This window comes from Nonomuraea cavernae (genome assembly GCF_014646355.1).
In the GTDB taxonomy this organism is placed as follows: Bacteria; Actinomycetota; Actinomycetes; order Streptosporangiales; family Streptosporangiaceae; genus Nonomuraea; species Nonomuraea cavernae.
On record NZ_BMNH01000004.1, the window covers coordinates 286357 to 301184 of the forward strand.

Sequence of the window (14828 nt, forward strand, 5' to 3'; positions counted from 1 at the left end):
GCGACCCGTGGACGGCCGATACCGGCGGGGATGGCGATCGTCCCTGGTCACGGGCATCAGAGACCTTGGGTGTCTTCCGGACTGAGGGGCAGGGGGAGAGAGTGAAGCACTTCTGGCTGACGGCCTTTCTCGGAGGGACCATCGCGGCTCTGGTGGCCGGAGCCGTGCTGCACCTGGCCGGCCACCCGGAGGCCGGGGACGCCTGCTGGATGGCGGGCACCGTCGTGGCGGTGCCGCCCGCCGCGTGGTGGGTGATCTCCGCGCTCCGCGCGAGACAGCTCGGCGTGGACGCGATCGCGGTGCTGGCACTGGTCGGGACGCTGGCCGTACAGCAGTACGCGGCCGGCGCGGTGATCGCGGTGATGCTGGCGACCGGCCGCGCGCTGGAGGACTACGCGATGCGGCGGGCCGGTCGCGACCTCACCGCGCTGTACGAGCGCGCGCCCCGCTCGGCGCACCGCTACGGGGACGGCGGCCCGCACGTGGTGCCCGTGGGAGAGGTACGCCGCGGCGACCTGCTGCTGGTGCCGCCGGGCGAGCTGGTGCCGGTGGACGGCGTGGTCGAACGGGCCACGGCGGTCCTGGACGAGTCGGCGCTGACAGGCGAGTCGCTCCCGGTGGAGTACGGCGAGGGGCAGAGCGTGCGCAGCGGCGTCGTCAACGCCGGCCACGCGTTCGACCTGCGGGCGACCGGCACGGTCGAGGAGAGCACCTACACGGGAGTGGTCAGGCTGGCTCGCGAGACCGAGGCCGGCACCGCGCCGGTGGTGCGGCTGGCCGACCGGTTCGCCGCCTGGTTCCTGCCGGCCACGCTGCTGATCGCCGGCCTGGCCTGGGCGCTGTCGGGTGAGCCGGTGCGGGCGGTGGCCGTGCTGGTGGTGGCCACGCCCTGCCCGCTGCTGCTGGCCGCGCCCGCCGCGATCGCCTCCGGAATGTCACGAACGGCCCGTCACGGCGTCGTGGTCAAGGGCGGAGCGGCGCTGGAGACCCTCGGCCGGGCCCGCACCCTCGTACTGGACAAGACGGGCACCCTGACCGAGGGACGGCCCGAGGTGGTCGACGCGGTGGCCGCCGGGGAGTACACGTCGGCGGACGTGCTGGGGCTGGCGGCGGCGGTCGACCAGATGTCGTCACACGTGCTGGCGGCGGCCATCGTGCGCGCGGCCCGCCGGCGCGGTGTCGAGCTGCCCGCGGCCAGGGAGGTGCGCGAGCGGGCCGGGGTCGGCACGACCGGGGTGGTCGACGGGCGCAAGGTGAGCGTCGGCAAGGCTCCGCCCGGCCTCTCCACGCCCTGGATGGCCGCCGCGCGGGCCAGGGCGGCCCTGGACAGCGCGATGACCGTCTGGGTGTGCGTCGACGACGACGTCGCCGGGGTGATCCTGCTGCGTGACGCGGTGCGCGCCGACGCGGCCCGGACGCTGCGCAGGCTGCGGACGGCCGGCATCGAGCGCGTGGTCATGCTCACGGGGGATCGCGCGGAGGTCGCCGAGAGCGTCGCGGGGATCCTCGGCATCGATCGCGTGCTGGCCGAGCGCAGCCCCGCCGAGAAGGTGGTGGGGGTACGCGAGGAGGCCGAGCGGGCGGTGACCGTGATGGTGGGCGACGGGATCAACGACGCCCCCGCGCTGGCCGCCGCCCAGGTCGGCGTGGCCATGGGAGCCCGAGGGTCGGCGGCGTCGGCGCAGGCGGCCGACGTGGTGCTGACCGCCGACCGGCTCGACCGGCTGGCCGACGCGATGGACGTGGCCCGCCGCACCCGCCGCATCGCCGTGCAGAGCGCGGGCGTGGGCATCGGCATGTCGCTCGTCGCCATGGTCGTGGCCGCCCTCGGCTGGCTGCCGCCGGTCGCGGGCGCCTTCCTGCAGGAGGGCATCGACGTCGCGGTCATCGTCAACGCGCTGCGCGCCCTGCGTCCCGTGCAGGGCACGCGGTTGCGGGTGGACGAGGCCACCGGCGAGCTGCTGCAGCGCTTCGACCAGGAACACGCCGGCCTGCGGCCCGTGCTCGACCTGCTGCGCGAGACCGCCGACGCGCTCGACCGGCCGGACCCGGACTCCCTGGCCCTGCTCCAGCGCGCCTACCGGCTGCTCACCGAGGAGGTCCTCCCGCACGAGCAGGAGGAGGACACCCGCCTGTATCCGGCGCTGAGCAGGCTGCTCGGAGACCCGGAGGCGACGGTCACCATGAGCAGGGCCCACGCGGAGATCATCCGGCTGACCAACCGGCTGGGCGCCCACCTGCGTCTCGCCCACGACCACGGGCCGATCCCGGAGCAGCTCGACGACCTGCGCGCCTGCCTGTACGGGCTGCACGCGGTGCTGACCCTGCACTTCGCGCAGGAGGAGGAGGCCTACTTCTCGCTCACCGGCGGCGAGCCGGCCTAGCGACGAGCGCCCACGGGATGCGCTCTCCGGCCGCGGCACCCTGTCGGGACGCAGACCTACGGCTGTGACGGGAGAGGCCGGGCGGCCTCCTGTTCCCCGAAGGTGATCACCATGTATCTGCCGTTGGTGTAGCTGACCACGGACCGTCCGAGCGCGTCACTCACCCTGCGGGCGACCCTCTGGAACAGCTCCACCAGCTCCGGCGTGTCGGCACTCACCCTGAAGCGTCCGTTGTCGAGGAGCTGTTGGGCGACCAGGGGGGCGAAGTTGGCCTCGCCCCGATTCTTCTCCTCCGCGCTGAGCGGGGTGCGCCGGAGCGCGGGCTGGGCGCCTGTGAAGTGGCTCATCCGGCTGATCCTGCCATTCCCACACCTGGAACGGGGGCGGTTGAGGACCAATGGCCCGCGAATCGGTGACTTCGTCCCCGCGTGCCGGGTCGTTCACCTGGCAAGGCTCAAGGTGAGGAGGTTGTCATGACTGGACGGATCGTGGTCGGCGTGGACGGGTCCGCGTCGGCGGCAGCGGCGGTGGAATGGGCGGCCGGCGACGCCCGGCGGCGTGGCAAGGCCCTGCGGCTCGTGCACGTCTGCGAGAAGTGGGCGCGCGGCCTGGGCGGCACCCAGTACTGCGCTGGGATGCTGGAGGGCGCCCAGGACCGGGCGCGCGAGGTGGCCCCGGACGTCGAGCTGAGCACCGAGATCCTGACCGGGAACCCGGTCGACGCGCTGATCGGCGAATCGGTGGCGGCCGATTCGGTGGTGCTCGGCAGCCGGGGCCTCGGCGGGTTCGCCGGGCTGGTGCTCGGGTCGGTCGGCATGGGCGTCGCCGCGCACGGCGAAGGGCCCGTCGTGGTGGTGCGTTCGGCCACGGGCGGCCGGCACGGCCGGATCGTCGTGGGCTACGACGGGTCGGAGCCCTCCCGCGCCGCCATGGCCTACGCCGTCGAGCAGGCTCGCGCCCGCCACGCCGAGCTCCTGGTCGTCTACGGCTGGCGGCTGCCGCTGTTCTCGCCGTACGCCGCCGCCTACGGCAGCCTCCTGGAGGAGGCGTACCAGGAGGAGGTACAAGCCGCCCGCGAGCGGGTGGTGCCCTGGCGGGAGCGGAACCCCGACGTCCGGATCCTCGACGAGGAGGTGGGCGAGCACCCGGTGGCCGCCCTGACGAAGGCCGCGGAGTCCGCCGACCTGGTGGTGGTCGGCACGCGCGGGCGGGGCGGCTTCGCCTCGGCGGTGCTCGGCTCGGTCAGCCACGGTGTCCTGCACCACGTGCACTGCCCGGTGGCCGTCGTACGGCCCCGCGTGCAGGCGCACGAGGGCCGGCTCCGCGAGGAATAGGCACAGGGAACGGACGAGGGGAGCAGGACATGCGGTGGAATGAGATGTCCAAGGAACGGCAGTTCGTCATGCTGACGCTGATCTCCACCGAGATCGCGCTCACCGCGACCGCCGTCGTCGATCTGTGGTTCCGTCCCCGGGACCAGGTCCGGGGGCGGAAGGAGCTGTGGTGGCCCGCCATCTTCGTTCAGCCTGTGGGTCCGGTCGCCTACCTGTTCTGGGGCAGGAGACGGCCCTCAGCCGAGTGACCTCCCGCGATCGCCGCGCGGCGACTGACGAAAGTCCCGGGCGCGGGGGAGCAACGGCCCTACCGGCCCCCTTCCGCCGCGCGCGACCATACGGGCATGAGGCTTCGTCGCATCGTCGTCGGCACCGACGGCACTCCGCAGTCCGAGACCGCGCTCGTGTGGGCGGCCGACGAGGCGGTCCGCCGCCAGGCCGAGCTGGTGATCGTCCACGCCTGGGGCGCGCCGGCCGAGCACCACGCGCCCTACGCGCGCTACACCTGGCATCGTGACCTGGCCTTCCAGCGGTCGCGCGCGTCCGCCGCTCTCGACCGCGCGGTCGCGGCGGTCCACGACGCCCGTCCCGGCCTGTCCGTACGCCCCGAGCTCGTCAGGGGACGGCCGGAGGTCGTGCTGGCGGGCGGCGCCGAGGGAGCCGAACTGCTCGTGCTCGGCTCGGCCGCGAACCAGGCCGGAGACGGGCACCTCGGCCCGGTGCTGCTGGCGTGCCTGCGCCGGCCGCCGTGCCCGGTGGTCGTGGTGCCTCCGGTGCCGGCCGTCGTCTCCCGGCTGCCGGAGGTGACGCTCGTCGGCTCGGCCTGACAGGCGATCGAGCGCCGCGGGGCAAGCCCGGGAGGGGTGGTCGAGCGCCGCGGGGCAAGCCCGGCAGGGGTGGTCGAGCGCCGCGGGGCAAGCCTGGGAGGGGTAGGCCGTCCGAGGCGCAGGGCTGGTCAGGCCCGGACGCTCGCCAGCGGGCCGGCCTGCGGCCCCTGCCCTGAGGTGAGCGCCTCGTCCAGCTCCTGCGCGATCTCCCGCTCCAGCGCGGCCAGGTCCGCGGGGGCCGGCGCGATCCGGGCGAGCGGATCGCCCCCGTCCGGGCCGGGGGCGAAGGCCGGGGAGGCGGGGGCGGTGCGAAGATCCAGGAAGCGAGGGCCGGAGCCGGCGCGCAGGGACGCGCACTCCTGCTCGGCCGCCGAGATGACCGCCCACACGTCCACCCCGTCGACCGTCCGGGCCGTCAGGCCGCCCGGCCAGGGCACGAGGCCGGGCCGCACGCCTCGCGCCGGGGAGGGGCGCCGCGGGTCGTCGCTCTCCCGTACGAAGAGCATGGGAAGCCTCCACTGCGCGGCCAGGGCGAGCCATTCGGCGTCGGCCGGGGCGCAGTCGCCGAAGAAGCAGGCCGTCACCCGGCGGCGGTCGAGGAGCTGGTCGGCGATCGCCAGGCCGACGGCCACGGGCAGGCCACCGCCGTGGAAGCGGCGACCGGCGTCGGAGACGTGGGGAAGGCCGTCGTGTCCGAGAGGGACCCGGGCGGCGTGGCGCAGCGTCGCTGCGATCTCCCGGACCGGTACGCCCCGGGCCAGGGCCGGGCCGTACTCGTGGTGGGTGCAGACGATCGCGTCGTCCGGGGTGAGCGCCTGGCAGACGCCGACGGCCACGGCTTCCCCGCCGGCGTACGGAGGCAGCAGATCCGCGCAACGCTCCGCGAAGCGCCGGATCCGGAGCATCCGGCGCAGTAAATCCCGCTCCAGCGACGCTGGAGCGGGTGAATCGAGTGGCATCCCCACACGGTCGGCCATGGCGGGGCTCCGGCGACAGGGACCAAAGTCCTTCACTTGAGGGAACATGGGACTTGTCCGGCCCCCTTGGTCCGTCGTTCTGGACATTGGACGTGTTCGGCCCCATAGGTCCGTCGTTCTAGGGTGGAGCGATGTATCCCCCGATTGAGCCCTACGACCACGGACACCTCGACACCGGCGACGGTCATCTCGTCTACTGGGAGGTCAGCGGCAACCCCGAGGGCAAGCCCGCGCTGGTCGTCCACGGCGGTCCCGGGTCGGGCTGCACGCCGGGCCAGCGGCGCGGCTTCGACCCCGAGCGCTACCGCATCATCCAGTTCGACCAGCGCAACTGCGGCCGGAGCCTGCCCCACGCCAGTGACCCGGCCGCCGATCTGACCACCAACACCACCCACCATTTGGTCGCCGACATGGAACGGCTGCGCGAGCACCTCGGCGTGGACCGGTGGTTGCTCTACGGCGGCTCATGGGGCTCGACGCTGATGCTGGCCTACGCCGAGGCCCATCCCGAACGGGTGTCGGAGATGGTCATCTGTGCCGTCACCATGACCCGCCGCTCCGAGATCGACTGGCTCTATCGCGGCGTGGGCCGGTTCTTCCCCGAGGAGTGGCGGCGCTTTCGCGACGGGGTCCCCGAGGCGGAGCGCGACGGCGACCTGCTCGCCGCCTACGCGCGGCTCATGTCCGACCCCGACCCCGACGTGCGGGCCAAGGCCGCCCACGACTGGATGGCGTGGGAGGACGCGGTGATCTCGTTGGAGGCCAACGGCAAGCCGGGCGCCTACAGCGACCGGCCGTCCGCCGCGCTCCTCGCCTTCGTCCGCATCTGCAGTCACTACTTCTCCAACGCCGCGTGGCTGGAGGAAGGCATCCTGCTGCGCGACGCGCACCGGCTGGCCGGCATCCCGGCGGTGCTCATCCATGGACGCTTCGACCTGGGCTGTCCACTGGAGAACGCCTGGGAGCTGGCCGAGGCCTGGCCAGACGCACGGCTCGTGGTGGTGGACGACTCCGGCCACACCGGCAGCGACACGATGCGCAAGGCGGTCCCCGCCGCCCTGGACGGCTTCGCCGGCCTGGGCAGGGCCGCCGGATGACCGGGTTCACGCCCATCCCTTGGGGCGAATCCGGACAGACCTGGATCATAGGAGTGAAAGTCCTAAATTGGACGAACGTTGACGGAATGAATTCTTTCCGTGCCGGGTAAAAGGGCGAAAGTCCCGGCGGCGCGGGGCCTACGGCACTGCACCGGAGCCGCCGGACACGATGTGATCGAGATGCGAACGACAACGATCCATATGGAAAGGGGGCCGTCATGGCCACCACCTCCGACCACGCCATGAATGTGGACGCAGGCTCAACGGCGCGCCGCCCCGCCGACTACGTCTGGGCGATCACCCGGATCTCGCTCGGCTGGATCTTCCTGTGGGCGTTCCTGGACAAGACCTTCGGCTGGGGCTTCGCCACTCCCGCCGAGCGGGCCTGGGTCGCGGGCGGCAGCCCGACGACCGGCTTCCTCAAGGGCACCGGCGAGAACGCCCTCGGCGGCTTCTTCAGCTCCCTCGCGGGACAGGCCTGGGTGGACTGGCTGTTCATGATCGGCCTGCTCGGCATCGGCACCGCGCTCATCCTCGGCGTCGGCCTGCGGATCGCCGCCGTCACCGGCTCCCTCCTGCTGCTCATGATGTGGGCGGCAGCGCTGCCCCTGACCACCAACCCGTTCATGGACGACCACATCATCTACGCGATCGTGCTGGTCGGCCTGGCTCTGTCCGACGCCGGCAGCACGCTCGGCCTGGGCAACCTACCGATCGTCCGCCGCACCCCGTGGCTGCGGTAGCAGGCACGCTCGAAACGCCCGCCCCAGGCGAGGGGGGTGGGCGTTTCGCCGTGTCAGGATCCGGCAGGCCAGGACCGCCAGGCCGCCGAGGGCCGCCGCGACGGTCAGGGCGGCGCCGAGTGGCGCGGGCGCCTGCTGGACGAGCATGAACACGCCCATGACCAGCACGAACCAGCCGAAGGCGCGGCGCAGCCGGTCGCCGTCGATCCGTCCGGCCAGCGCGCCGCCGAGCAGTCCTCCCGCCACGGCGGCGGCGGCCACCGGCAGCGCCAGCGTCCAGTCGATCGTGACGCTCTGCAGGTAGCCCGCCAGGCCGGCCAGCGACTTCATCGCGATGACCAGCAGCGAGGTGCCCACGGCGATGCCCATCGGCAGGCCGCCGAGCAGCACCAGCGCCGGGACCACCAGGAAACCGCCGCCGGCGCCGACCAGTCCGGTGACGACCCCGACCGCCACGCCCTCCAGCACCACGTGCGCGAGCGGCAGGTCGGAGCCGGTCGGGCGGGGCTCCCGGGGACGGCGGCCCCGGATCATGGCGATCGCGGTGGCCGACATCATGACGGCGAACCCGGCCAGGAGCAGTGGCTCGGGCAGGTGCGGCCCGAGCAGGCCGCCCCCGTAGGCGCCCGCCATGCCGGCCAGGCCGAAGATCAGCCCGGTCCGCCACCGGATCCGCCCGGCACGGGCATGACCGACGGCGGCGGCGAGGCTGGTGGCGGCCACCACGAACAGGGAGACCGCGATGGCCGTCCTGGCCGGCAGCCCGGCCAGGTAGATCAGCAGCGGCACGGTGAGGATCGAGCCGCCGCCGCCGAACAGGCCCAGGGTCACGCCGACCGCGACGGCGGCGGCGAGGGTGACGGCCATCATGGCCGACACCCCTGGGGGTATGTAGAGGTCATGATTCGACGGGGTTCCGGCGCAGCCGGGCGATGACGGCGTCGAGGTCCGTGCCGCCGCGCCGGTTGTAGGGGAGTCTGGCCAGCAGCATCCCCATGGCGCAGGTGTCGGTGAGGGCCGCGACGGTCAGCCCGGCCCCGACCAGGCCGGCCACCACCGTCGCCGCGGGCACCCAGGCGCCTGCCACGACCGAGGCGAGCACGATGCCTCCCGCCGTGAGGCGGACCTGACGTTCCAGGCTCCACCGCTGCTTCCCGCGGGTGACCGGGGCGCCGGCCGCCATCCAGGCGTTCATGCCGCCGTCGAGCACGGCGACGTCGGTCAGGCCCGCGCCTTCCAGCGCCTCCCGCGCCCGCGCGGCGCGCCCCCCGGACTGGCAGATCAGCACCATGCTGCCGCCGGCGTCGGCGACGATCCGGCGTAGGTGGGCGTCGACCTGCTCCAGCGGCAGGTTGAGCGCGCCGGGGATGTGCGCGGTGCCGAACTCCGCCGGGGTGCGGACGTCGACCACGAGCACGTCGGGGTTGGCGGCGACGAGCGAGCGCATGGCCTCGACGCCGATGTGGGTTGTGCCGTTCACAGTGAGATCTCCTGTATCGCGTAGAGCAGGGGAAGGATGTCCCCAGGGGTTGGTAATCAGGGGGTGTCGTGTGTGTGGAGGGCGTCGGCTACCTCGGCGATGCCCGCGCCGTTCAGCGCGACCGGCTGGTAGCCCTCGCGGGCCAGCACGGTGGCCGCCACGGTCGCCCGCCGGCCCGTCGCACAGGCCACGAGCACCGGCCGGTCCTTGTCGAGCCCGTCCGGCAGGCCCTCGGTGACCAGATCGGGAAGGAACCGCTCGATCGCGCCGTCCACCCGGACCTCCTCCCGCTCCGACGGCATGCGCACGTCGAGCAGCCGGCTCGCCGGCTGAGCGAGCCGGGTCAGGAAGCCGGGCAGGTCCACCAGGTCGAAGCGCTGGGTGGCGGAGTCGCCCAGGTCGTGGATGATCCCCCGGACGGAGTCGAAGCCGATCCGGGCCAGCTGGGTGATCGCCTCGGCGGTGTCCTGGCCGGGCTCGGCCACCAGCGCGATCGGCGACCCGTACGGCACCAGCCAGCCGGCCCAGCTGCCGAAGTCGGTGTCGAGCTCGATGCCGAGCGAGCCCGGCAGCATGCCCGCCGCCTGGGCCGCGCGCGGGCGGATGTCGACCACCTGGACGTCCGGCGGCAGGTCGTCGGGTGCCAGCTCGGGGGCCGTGACGGGGGGCATGGGCGGCACGCCCAGCGTGTTGGCCGGGCCCATGTGACGGTAGAAGGCGGGGATGGGCAGCGGGGCGGCGAGCAGCCGGTCGGCGAACTCGTCGGCCTCGCCGATGCCGATCATCGGGTTGCCGTCCAGCTCGTCCCCGATGGTCGAGGTGTGCCGGCCGGCGCCGGTCGTGGTGCAGAACGAGCCCTCGCCGTGGGTGGGGAACAAACCCACCTCGCGGGGGAGCGCCGCCAGCCGGCGCAGCGAGCCGTGCTGCAGCCTGGCCAGCGAGCGCGCCCGCTCGGGCCCCAGCAGGTCGGGGCGTCCGACGGACGTCACGAGCAGGCTGCCGCCGGAGAAGACGGCGACCGGCGCCCCGTCCACCAGCACCAGGTAGCTGGTGTGCTCGGGGGTGTGGCCGGGCGTGTGGATGGGCCGGATGGTCAGCCCGTCGCCGGCCTCGATGTCCTCCAGGTGGTAGGCGGGCGTGTGCCGGTAGGCCGCCGCGGACGCCGCCGGCAGCACCAGCTCCGCGCCGGTGCGGAGCGCGGCCTGCTCGGCGCCGGAGAGGTAGTCGTTGTGCAGGTGGGTCTCCAGGACGAAGCGGAGCTCCAGGTCACGCTCCTCGGCCGCGCTCAGGAACCGGTCGATGTCGCGTTGCGGGTCGACGAGGATCGCCCTGCCCTCGTGGACGAGCAGGTGGCTCTGGTCGCCCAGCCCGTCGGTGCGGAAAGAGATGACATCCATGGAACGCCCCCTTCCCAGGGAATACCCCCGGGGGTATAGAATCGGTAAAAAAGTGGGCGGGCTCTCGCCCGCCCGTGCCCGCCTACGCGAGCGCCAGGAACAGTTTCTCCAGCTCGGTCACGCTCATCGGCGGCTGCTCGCCGCGATCCTGGGCGCTCTGGCAGTGGCGCAGACCGGTCGCGACGATCTTGAAGCCGGCCCGGTCGAGCGCCTTGGAGACGGCGGCCAGCTGGGTGAGCACCTTCGTGCAGTCCTCGCCCGCCTCGATCATCGAGATGACCCCGGCGAGCTGTCCCTGTGCGCGGCGGAGCCGCGTCACGGCGTCGCCGAGCATGGCCTCGTTCAGTTCCATGGCTTCACCATACCCAGGGGGGTATGTCGAGGCAAATCCGGGACCAACGCCGCGACGGAGATGACGTTCGCCCCCGGCTCCCGTGCCCGCGGACAGAGACAGTGAGAGAGGCGAACTCCCTCCAGGAGCTCCCTCAGCGGAGGGAAGTCCTTCCGCACAGAGCGACGAAGCAGAGGTGAAGTGATGTCCGCAGTCATCGTCGAAGACTTAAGCAAGCACTACGGCCCGGTGCGGGCGGTCGACGGCGTCAGCTTCACCGTCGAGCCCGGCGAGGTGTTCGCCCTGCTCGGGCCGAACGGCGCCGGCAAGACCACGGTGGTGGAGATCCTGGAGGGGCACCGGGGACGCGACGGCGGGACGGTGTCGGTGCTCGGGTTCGACCCGGCGACCGGCGGCCGTGAGTATCGCGAGCGGATCGGCGTCGTGCTCCAGGAGGCCGGCTTCGAGGACGAGTTCAGCGTCGCCGAATTGGTACGCCTGTTCTCCGGGTTCTACCCCCACGGCCGCGACCCCGACGAGGTGATCGAGCAGGTCGGGCTGAAGGACAAGCGGAACGCGCGGGTGCGCACCCTCTCGGGCGGCCAGCGCCGCCGGCTCGACCTGGCGCTGGGGCTCGTGGGCCGGCCGGACCTGCTGTTCCTGGACGAGCCCACGACCGGGTTCGACCCGTCGGCCCGGCACCGGGCGTGGGAGCTGGTCGACGGGCTGCGCTCGTCGGGCACCACGATCCTGCTCACCACGCACTACATGGACGAGGCCCAGCACCTGGCCGACCGGGTGGCGGTGCTCAAGGAGGGCAGGCTCGTCGCCGTCGGCACGCCCGAGACGCTCGGCGTCTCCGGCGGCCACGCCAGCGTGCTCGCCTTCCGGCTGCCGCCGGGCACCGTGGTCGCCGACCTGCCGGGCCTGGCCGGGGAGGTCGAGGCGCACGGCGCGGCCATCGCCGTACGGACCTCCAGGCCCGCCCACGACATGCACACCCTCACCGGCTGGGCCCTCGAACGCGGCGTGGAACTCGACTCCCTGACGGTGACGCGCCCCAGCTTGGAGGACGTCTACCTGGAGCTGACCGGCGAGAGCCGCGCCGATGAGGTGCGGTCATGAACGCGCGGCTGGTGCTCGGCCTCGTCCGGCACGAGACCGTGTCGTTCTTCCGGGCTCCGATCGCCGCCGTCTTCACCCTCGCGCTGCCGCTGATGATGATGGTCATCCTGGGCGCGAGTGTGGGCAACGCGGTGATCGAGGACCGGTCGGGGGTCCGGGTGATGCAGTTCGTCATCCCGGTGCTGGCGGTGTTCGGCATCGCCCAGGCGTGCTTCGGCACGCTCGCGATCCACCTGGCCGACCTGCGCGACCGGGGCTACCTGAAGCGGCTGCGCGGCACTCCCGTGCCGGCCTGGGCGGTGATCTCCGGCCTGGCCGGGGCGACGCTCGTGGTGTCGATGGTGACCGTCGTGCTGCTGCTCGGCACCGGAATGATCTTTTACGACCTGCGCCTGGTGGGACGGACCCTGCCCGCCCTCGTGCTGAGCCTGCTGGTCGGAGCCGGGTGCTTCGCCGCGCTCGGCTTCGCGCTGGCCGCGGTGGTGCGCGGGGCGGCGGTGCAGATGGTCGGCACCGGGCTGCTGCTGGCGCTGGCCTTCATCTCCGACATCTTCCTGCCGAACGCCCCGCTGCCGCGCTGGCTGGACGTCATCGGCTGGATCTTCCCGTTGCGGCACTTCGCCAACGCCGTGGGCGACGGTCTCAACCCGTTCCTGCCCGGGACGGGGTTCTACGGCGATCACCTGGCCGTGCTCGCCGTCTGGGGGATCGCGGGCGTCGCTGTGGCGCTCTGGCGCTTCCAGTGGGAACGGCCGCCGGAGCGCGTCGCCACGGCCAGTCCGGCGGCCCGTCCTGTCCGTCCGGCCGGCCCGGACCGCCCGGGGCGGGTGGCCCGCCCGGAGCCGCCGACCGGCCGGCCGACGCCTGGACGGCTGGTGCGGGGTCAGGTGGCGCACGCGCTCTCACGGCTGCGCCGCGACCCGGCCACCGCGTTCTTCACCGCGATCCTGCCGGTGTTGATCCTCGTGCTGATCTCGCTGGTCTTCGGCGACGTGCGGACGCAAGGGGTGAGGCTCGCGCAGTTCATGATCGCATCCATGATCACCTACGTGATCGGCATCGCCGGCTACGTCAACCTGGCCGAGACGATCAGCACCGACAAGGACCGGGGAATCGTCAAGAGACTGGCCGGCACGCCGCTGCCCCGCTGGGCCTACTACACGGGCGCGGCGACCACCGGGCTCTGCGTGACCCTGGCCGCCGCCGTCGCCCTGGTCGCGGTGGCGGTGCTCGGTTTCGGCGCGGAGGTGCGCCCCGGCATGCTCCCCGGAGCGCTGGTGGCGATCCTGCTCGGGTTCGCCTGCTTCTCGGTGCTGGGCGCGCTGGTCTCCACGCTGGTCTCCAAGGGCGCCACGGCCAACGCGGTCACGTTGAGCTCGTTCCTCCTGCTCGCGTTCGTCTCGGAGGTGTTCGTGGTCGGCGGGACCCTGCCCGCCGGACTGCGCGCGGTCGGCGACCTCTTCCCGGTCAAGCACACCGCCCTCGCCCTCCTCGCCGCGCTGGACCCGGCTGGCCGGCCGTGGCCGTGGACCGACCTCGCCGTGCTCGCGGGCTGGACGGTCGCGGGCGTCCTGGCGATCGCCGCCGTCACCCGGTGGCGGAGCGCCACCCGCTGACGACCGGGCCCGAAAGTCCCGGGCGGCGGGGACCTTGGCCCGTACCGGACCCGCGTCCCCGCTGCGATGCTGGCAGCGAACGAGGTCAGCCCGACCCGACGACCCACGAAGGGGGCGCGTGACCGTGAACGGCACCGTGACCGACGGCCTGCACCGCTACTCGCGCTGGCTCTACCGGGGCGGCCACCCCAACGGGCTGGCCCGCGCGCTGAACAGGATCTCGGCCGTCCTCCACTCGACCGGGGTGGTGCTGCCGGACCGGCTGGCCACCCTGGAGGTGCCCGGCCGGCGCACCGGCAGGCTCATCTCCTTCCCGGTGGTCGTCGCCGACCACGAGGGCGAGCGCTACCTCGTCGCCATGCTCGGTGCGGACACGAACTGGGTACGGAACGTACAGGCCGCCGAGGGGCGGGTGGTGCTGCGGCACGGCCGCCGTGAGCGGGTACGTCTCGAAGAGGTCGAACCCGGTCTCCGCGCGCCCGTCCTGCGGCGTTACCTGGCCGTCGCACCCGGGGCGCGCCCGCACATCCCGGTGGACCGGCACGCCCCGCTGGAGGACTTCGAGCGGGTCGCGGCGCGGATCCCGGTGTTCCGCGTCGTGAACGTCCGCCAGGCAGCGGGGTGAGCACCCCGTCGCAACCGGATTCGAGGTGTTGACCATGACCGATCCACGCGGAGTCGTCCTCGGTTACGACGGCTCGGACTTCTCCATGCAGGCCCTGGACTGGGCGATCGACGAGTGCGAGCTGCGCGGGCTGCCGCTGACGCTCAGCCACGCGTGGCGCTGGCCGTACGGAGAGGCGCCCGAGGAGGCCAAACTGCATCTGCGCAAGGCCGCCGAGCACGTCCTCGGCCACGGCGCCGAGTGCGCGCGCTCGTCCAGCACGGTCACCCGCGTCACCACCGACCTGTACGAGGGCTCGCCCGGTGAGCGCCTCGTCGAGCTGTCCGCCGGCGCCGACCTGGTGGTGATCGGCTGCCGGGGCCTCGGCGCGCTGGCCCGGTCGGTGGTCGGCTCCGTCACCGCCTACGTCGCGGCGCACGCGACCGCCCCGGTGATCGTGGTGCGCGGCCCCGGCCCGCTCCCTCAGCCGGTGAACCCCGGCCCCGTGGTGCTGGGCCTGGGCCCGGCCACGCCCGACGAGGCGCTGGAGTTCGCCTTCGGCGAGGCCGCCGTGCGGCAGTTGCGCCTGGTGGCCGTGTACGCCGTGCGCCTGCCCACCATGTCGTGGGGCATGCCGATACCGCCGCTGCCCGACACCGACGCGTTCGTCCAGGCCGGGCGGGAACAGGTGGAGGAGCGCCTGGCGCCGTGGCGTGGCAGACATCCGGAGGTCCTGACCGAGGCGCGCGCCGTCATCGGCGCGGCCGGGGAGGTCCTGGGCGAGGCGTCGGCCGGGGCGACTCTCGTGGTCGTCGGAGCGGACCGCACCCGGCACCGCCACGGCCGCCTGGGCACGGTCGTCCGCGCGATGGCCGAGCACGCCTCGTGCCCGGTCGCGGTCGTGCCCGCCTGA

General features: G+C 73.3%; 16 protein-coding genes. 10 read left to right on the forward strand and 6 right to left on the reverse strand.

What is annotated here, in order from left to right; genetic code table 11:
* Positions 1 to 101 precede the first annotated feature (101 nt).
* Positions 102 to 2384, forward strand: coding sequence for a heavy metal translocating P-type ATPase (locus IEY82_RS10640; RefSeq protein WP_225262596.1), 2283 nt, complete (start codon positions 102 to 104; stop codon positions 2382 to 2384).
* 56 nt (positions 2385 to 2440) lie between these two features.
* Here the strand turns inward: IEY82_RS10640 and IEY82_RS10645 are convergent, their stop codons facing one another.
* Positions 2441 to 2731, reverse strand: a complete 291-nt coding sequence (locus IEY82_RS10645; RefSeq protein ID WP_189123861.1) for a hypothetical protein — start codon at positions 2729 to 2731, stop codon at positions 2441 to 2443.
* A gap of 126 nt (positions 2732 to 2857) precedes the next feature.
* Here IEY82_RS10645 and IEY82_RS10650 point away from each other — a divergent pair, with 126 nt between their 5' ends.
* The 3 genes from IEY82_RS10650 to IEY82_RS10660 all read left to right on the forward strand — a co-directional run bounded on the left by IEY82_RS10650 (position 2858) and on the right by IEY82_RS10660 (position 4545).
* On the forward strand, positions 2858 to 3718 hold the full coding sequence (locus tag IEY82_RS10650) for a universal stress protein (protein ID WP_189123862.1): 861 nt from the start codon (positions 2858 to 2860) through the stop codon (positions 3716 to 3718).
* Between the two features lie 29 nt (positions 3719 to 3747).
* Positions 3748 to 3966 (forward strand): PLD nuclease N-terminal domain-containing protein, encoded by a 219-nt coding sequence (locus IEY82_RS10655; protein WP_189123863.1) that lies wholly within the window; start codon positions 3748 to 3750, stop codon positions 3964 to 3966.
* Between the two features lie 96 nt (positions 3967 to 4062).
* Positions 4063 to 4545 carry a universal stress protein gene (locus IEY82_RS10660; protein ID WP_189123864.1) on the forward strand — a complete coding sequence of 161 codons (483 nt, stop codon included), beginning with the start codon at positions 4063 to 4065 and terminating at the stop codon, positions 4543 to 4545.
* A gap of 128 nt (positions 4546 to 4673) precedes the next feature.
* Here IEY82_RS10660 and IEY82_RS10665 read toward each other — a convergent pair whose 3' ends face one another.
* Entirely contained in the window at positions 4674 to 5504 is an 831-nt protein-coding gene (locus IEY82_RS10665) for a thiamine pyrophosphate-dependent enzyme (protein ID WP_194518788.1), read from the reverse strand.
* Between the two features lie 149 nt (positions 5505 to 5653).
* On the opposite strand from IEY82_RS10665, the gene pip reads away from it, so the two are divergent.
* Together pip and IEY82_RS10675 are read left to right on the forward strand one after the other, a co-directional pair.
* Positions 5654 to 6619 (forward strand): prolyl aminopeptidase, encoded by a 966-nt coding sequence (gene pip / locus IEY82_RS10670; protein WP_189123866.1) that lies wholly within the window; start codon positions 5654 to 5656, stop codon positions 6617 to 6619.
* A 218-nt stretch (positions 6620 to 6837) separates the two neighbouring features.
* A complete protein-coding gene (locus IEY82_RS10675; protein ID WP_189123867.1) occupies positions 6838 to 7362 on the forward strand; it encodes a hypothetical protein in 525 nt (174 codons plus the stop codon).
* Here IEY82_RS10675 and IEY82_RS10680 read toward each other — a convergent pair.
* From IEY82_RS10680 to IEY82_RS10695, 4 genes are all read right to left on the reverse strand, one after another.
* On the reverse strand, positions 7327 to 8232 hold the full coding sequence (locus tag IEY82_RS10680; RefSeq protein ID WP_225262598.1) for a sulfite exporter TauE/SafE family protein: 906 nt from the start codon (positions 8230 to 8232) through the stop codon (positions 7327 to 7329). The genes IEY82_RS10675 and IEY82_RS10680 overlap by 36 nt on opposite strands.
* A gap of 28 nt (positions 8233 to 8260) precedes the next feature.
* Positions 8261 to 8809, reverse strand: a complete 549-nt coding sequence (locus IEY82_RS10685) for a rhodanese-like domain-containing protein (protein ID WP_189123981.1) — start codon at positions 8807 to 8809, stop codon at positions 8261 to 8263.
* Between the two features lie 89 nt (positions 8810 to 8898).
* Positions 8899 to 10239, reverse strand: a complete 1341-nt coding sequence (locus IEY82_RS10690) for a rhodanese-like domain-containing protein (RefSeq protein WP_189123869.1) — start codon at positions 10237 to 10239, stop codon at positions 8899 to 8901.
* Positions 10240 to 10321: 82 nt separating this feature from the next.
* Complete coding sequence (locus IEY82_RS10695; RefSeq protein ID WP_189123870.1) at positions 10322 to 10591, reverse strand: metal-sensitive transcriptional regulator; 270 nt, start codon at positions 10589 to 10591, stop codon at positions 10322 to 10324.
* 183 nt (positions 10592 to 10774) lie between these two features.
* On the opposite strand from IEY82_RS10695, the gene IEY82_RS10700 reads away from it, so the two are divergent.
* The 4 genes from IEY82_RS10700 (at position 10775) to IEY82_RS10715 (ending at position 14828) form a co-directional block, all read left to right on the forward strand.
* Entirely contained in the window at positions 10775 to 11695 is a 921-nt protein-coding gene (locus IEY82_RS10700) for an ABC transporter ATP-binding protein (RefSeq protein ID WP_189123871.1), read from the forward strand.
* Positions 11692 to 13311 carry an ABC transporter permease gene (locus IEY82_RS10705; protein ID WP_189123872.1) on the forward strand — a complete coding sequence of 540 codons (1620 nt, stop codon included), beginning with the start codon at positions 11692 to 11694 and terminating at the stop codon, positions 13309 to 13311. Before IEY82_RS10700 ends, IEY82_RS10705 begins: the two co-directional genes overlap by 4 nt.
* Positions 13312 to 13429: 118 nt before the next feature.
* Positions 13430 to 13936 (forward strand): nitroreductase/quinone reductase family protein, encoded by a 507-nt coding sequence (locus tag IEY82_RS10710; protein WP_225262600.1) that lies wholly within the window; start codon positions 13430 to 13432, stop codon positions 13934 to 13936.
* 34 nt (positions 13937 to 13970) lie between these two features.
* Positions 13971 to 14828: a universal stress protein gene (locus tag IEY82_RS10715; RefSeq protein ID WP_189123873.1), complete on the forward strand. Its 858-nt coding sequence runs from the start codon at positions 13971 to 13973 to the stop codon at positions 14826 to 14828.

Bases quoted from the DNA above. Each gene is read 5' to 3' on its own strand.
- IEY82_RS10660 (WP_189123864.1), top strand. From the start codon at position 4,063: ATGAGGCTTCGTCGCATCGTCGTCGGCACCGACGGCACTCCGCAGTCC.
- IEY82_RS10680 (WP_225262598.1), bottom strand. From the start codon at position 8,232: ATGATGGCCGTCACCCTCGCCGCCGCCGTCGCGGTCGGCGTGACCCTG.
- IEY82_RS10645 (WP_189123861.1), bottom strand. From the start codon at position 2,731: ATGAGCCACTTCACAGGCGCCCAGCCCGCGCTCCGGCGCACCCCGCTC.
- IEY82_RS10715 (WP_189123873.1), top strand. From the start codon at position 13,971: ATGACCGATCCACGCGGAGTCGTCCTCGGTTACGACGGCTCGGACTTC.
- IEY82_RS10705 (WP_189123872.1), top strand. From the start codon at position 11,692: ATGAACGCGCGGCTGGTGCTCGGCCTCGTCCGGCACGAGACCGTGTCG.
- IEY82_RS10700 (WP_189123871.1), top strand. From the start codon at position 10,775: ATGTCCGCAGTCATCGTCGAAGACTTAAGCAAGCACTACGGCCCGGTG.
- pip (WP_189123866.1), top strand. From the start codon at position 5,654: ATGTATCCCCCGATTGAGCCCTACGACCACGGACACCTCGACACCGGC.
- IEY82_RS10665 (WP_194518788.1), bottom strand. From the start codon at position 5,504: ATGCCACTCGATTCACCCGCTCCAGCGTCGCTGGAGCGGGATTTACTG.
- IEY82_RS10685 (WP_189123981.1), bottom strand. From the start codon at position 8,809: ATGCGCTCGCTCGTCGCCGCCAACCCCGACGTGCTCGTGGTCGACGTC.
- IEY82_RS10655 (WP_189123863.1), top strand. From the start codon at position 3,748: ATGCGGTGGAATGAGATGTCCAAGGAACGGCAGTTCGTCATGCTGACG.
- IEY82_RS10690 (WP_189123869.1), bottom strand. From the start codon at position 10,239: ATGGATGTCATCTCTTTCCGCACCGACGGGCTGGGCGACCAGAGCCAC.
- IEY82_RS10675 (WP_189123867.1), top strand. From the start codon at position 6,838: ATGGCCACCACCTCCGACCACGCCATGAATGTGGACGCAGGCTCAACG.
- IEY82_RS10695 (WP_189123870.1), bottom strand. From the start codon at position 10,591: ATGGAACTGAACGAGGCCATGCTCGGCGACGCCGTGACGCGGCTCCGC.
- IEY82_RS10650 (WP_189123862.1), top strand. From the start codon at position 2,858: ATGACTGGACGGATCGTGGTCGGCGTGGACGGGTCCGCGTCGGCGGCA.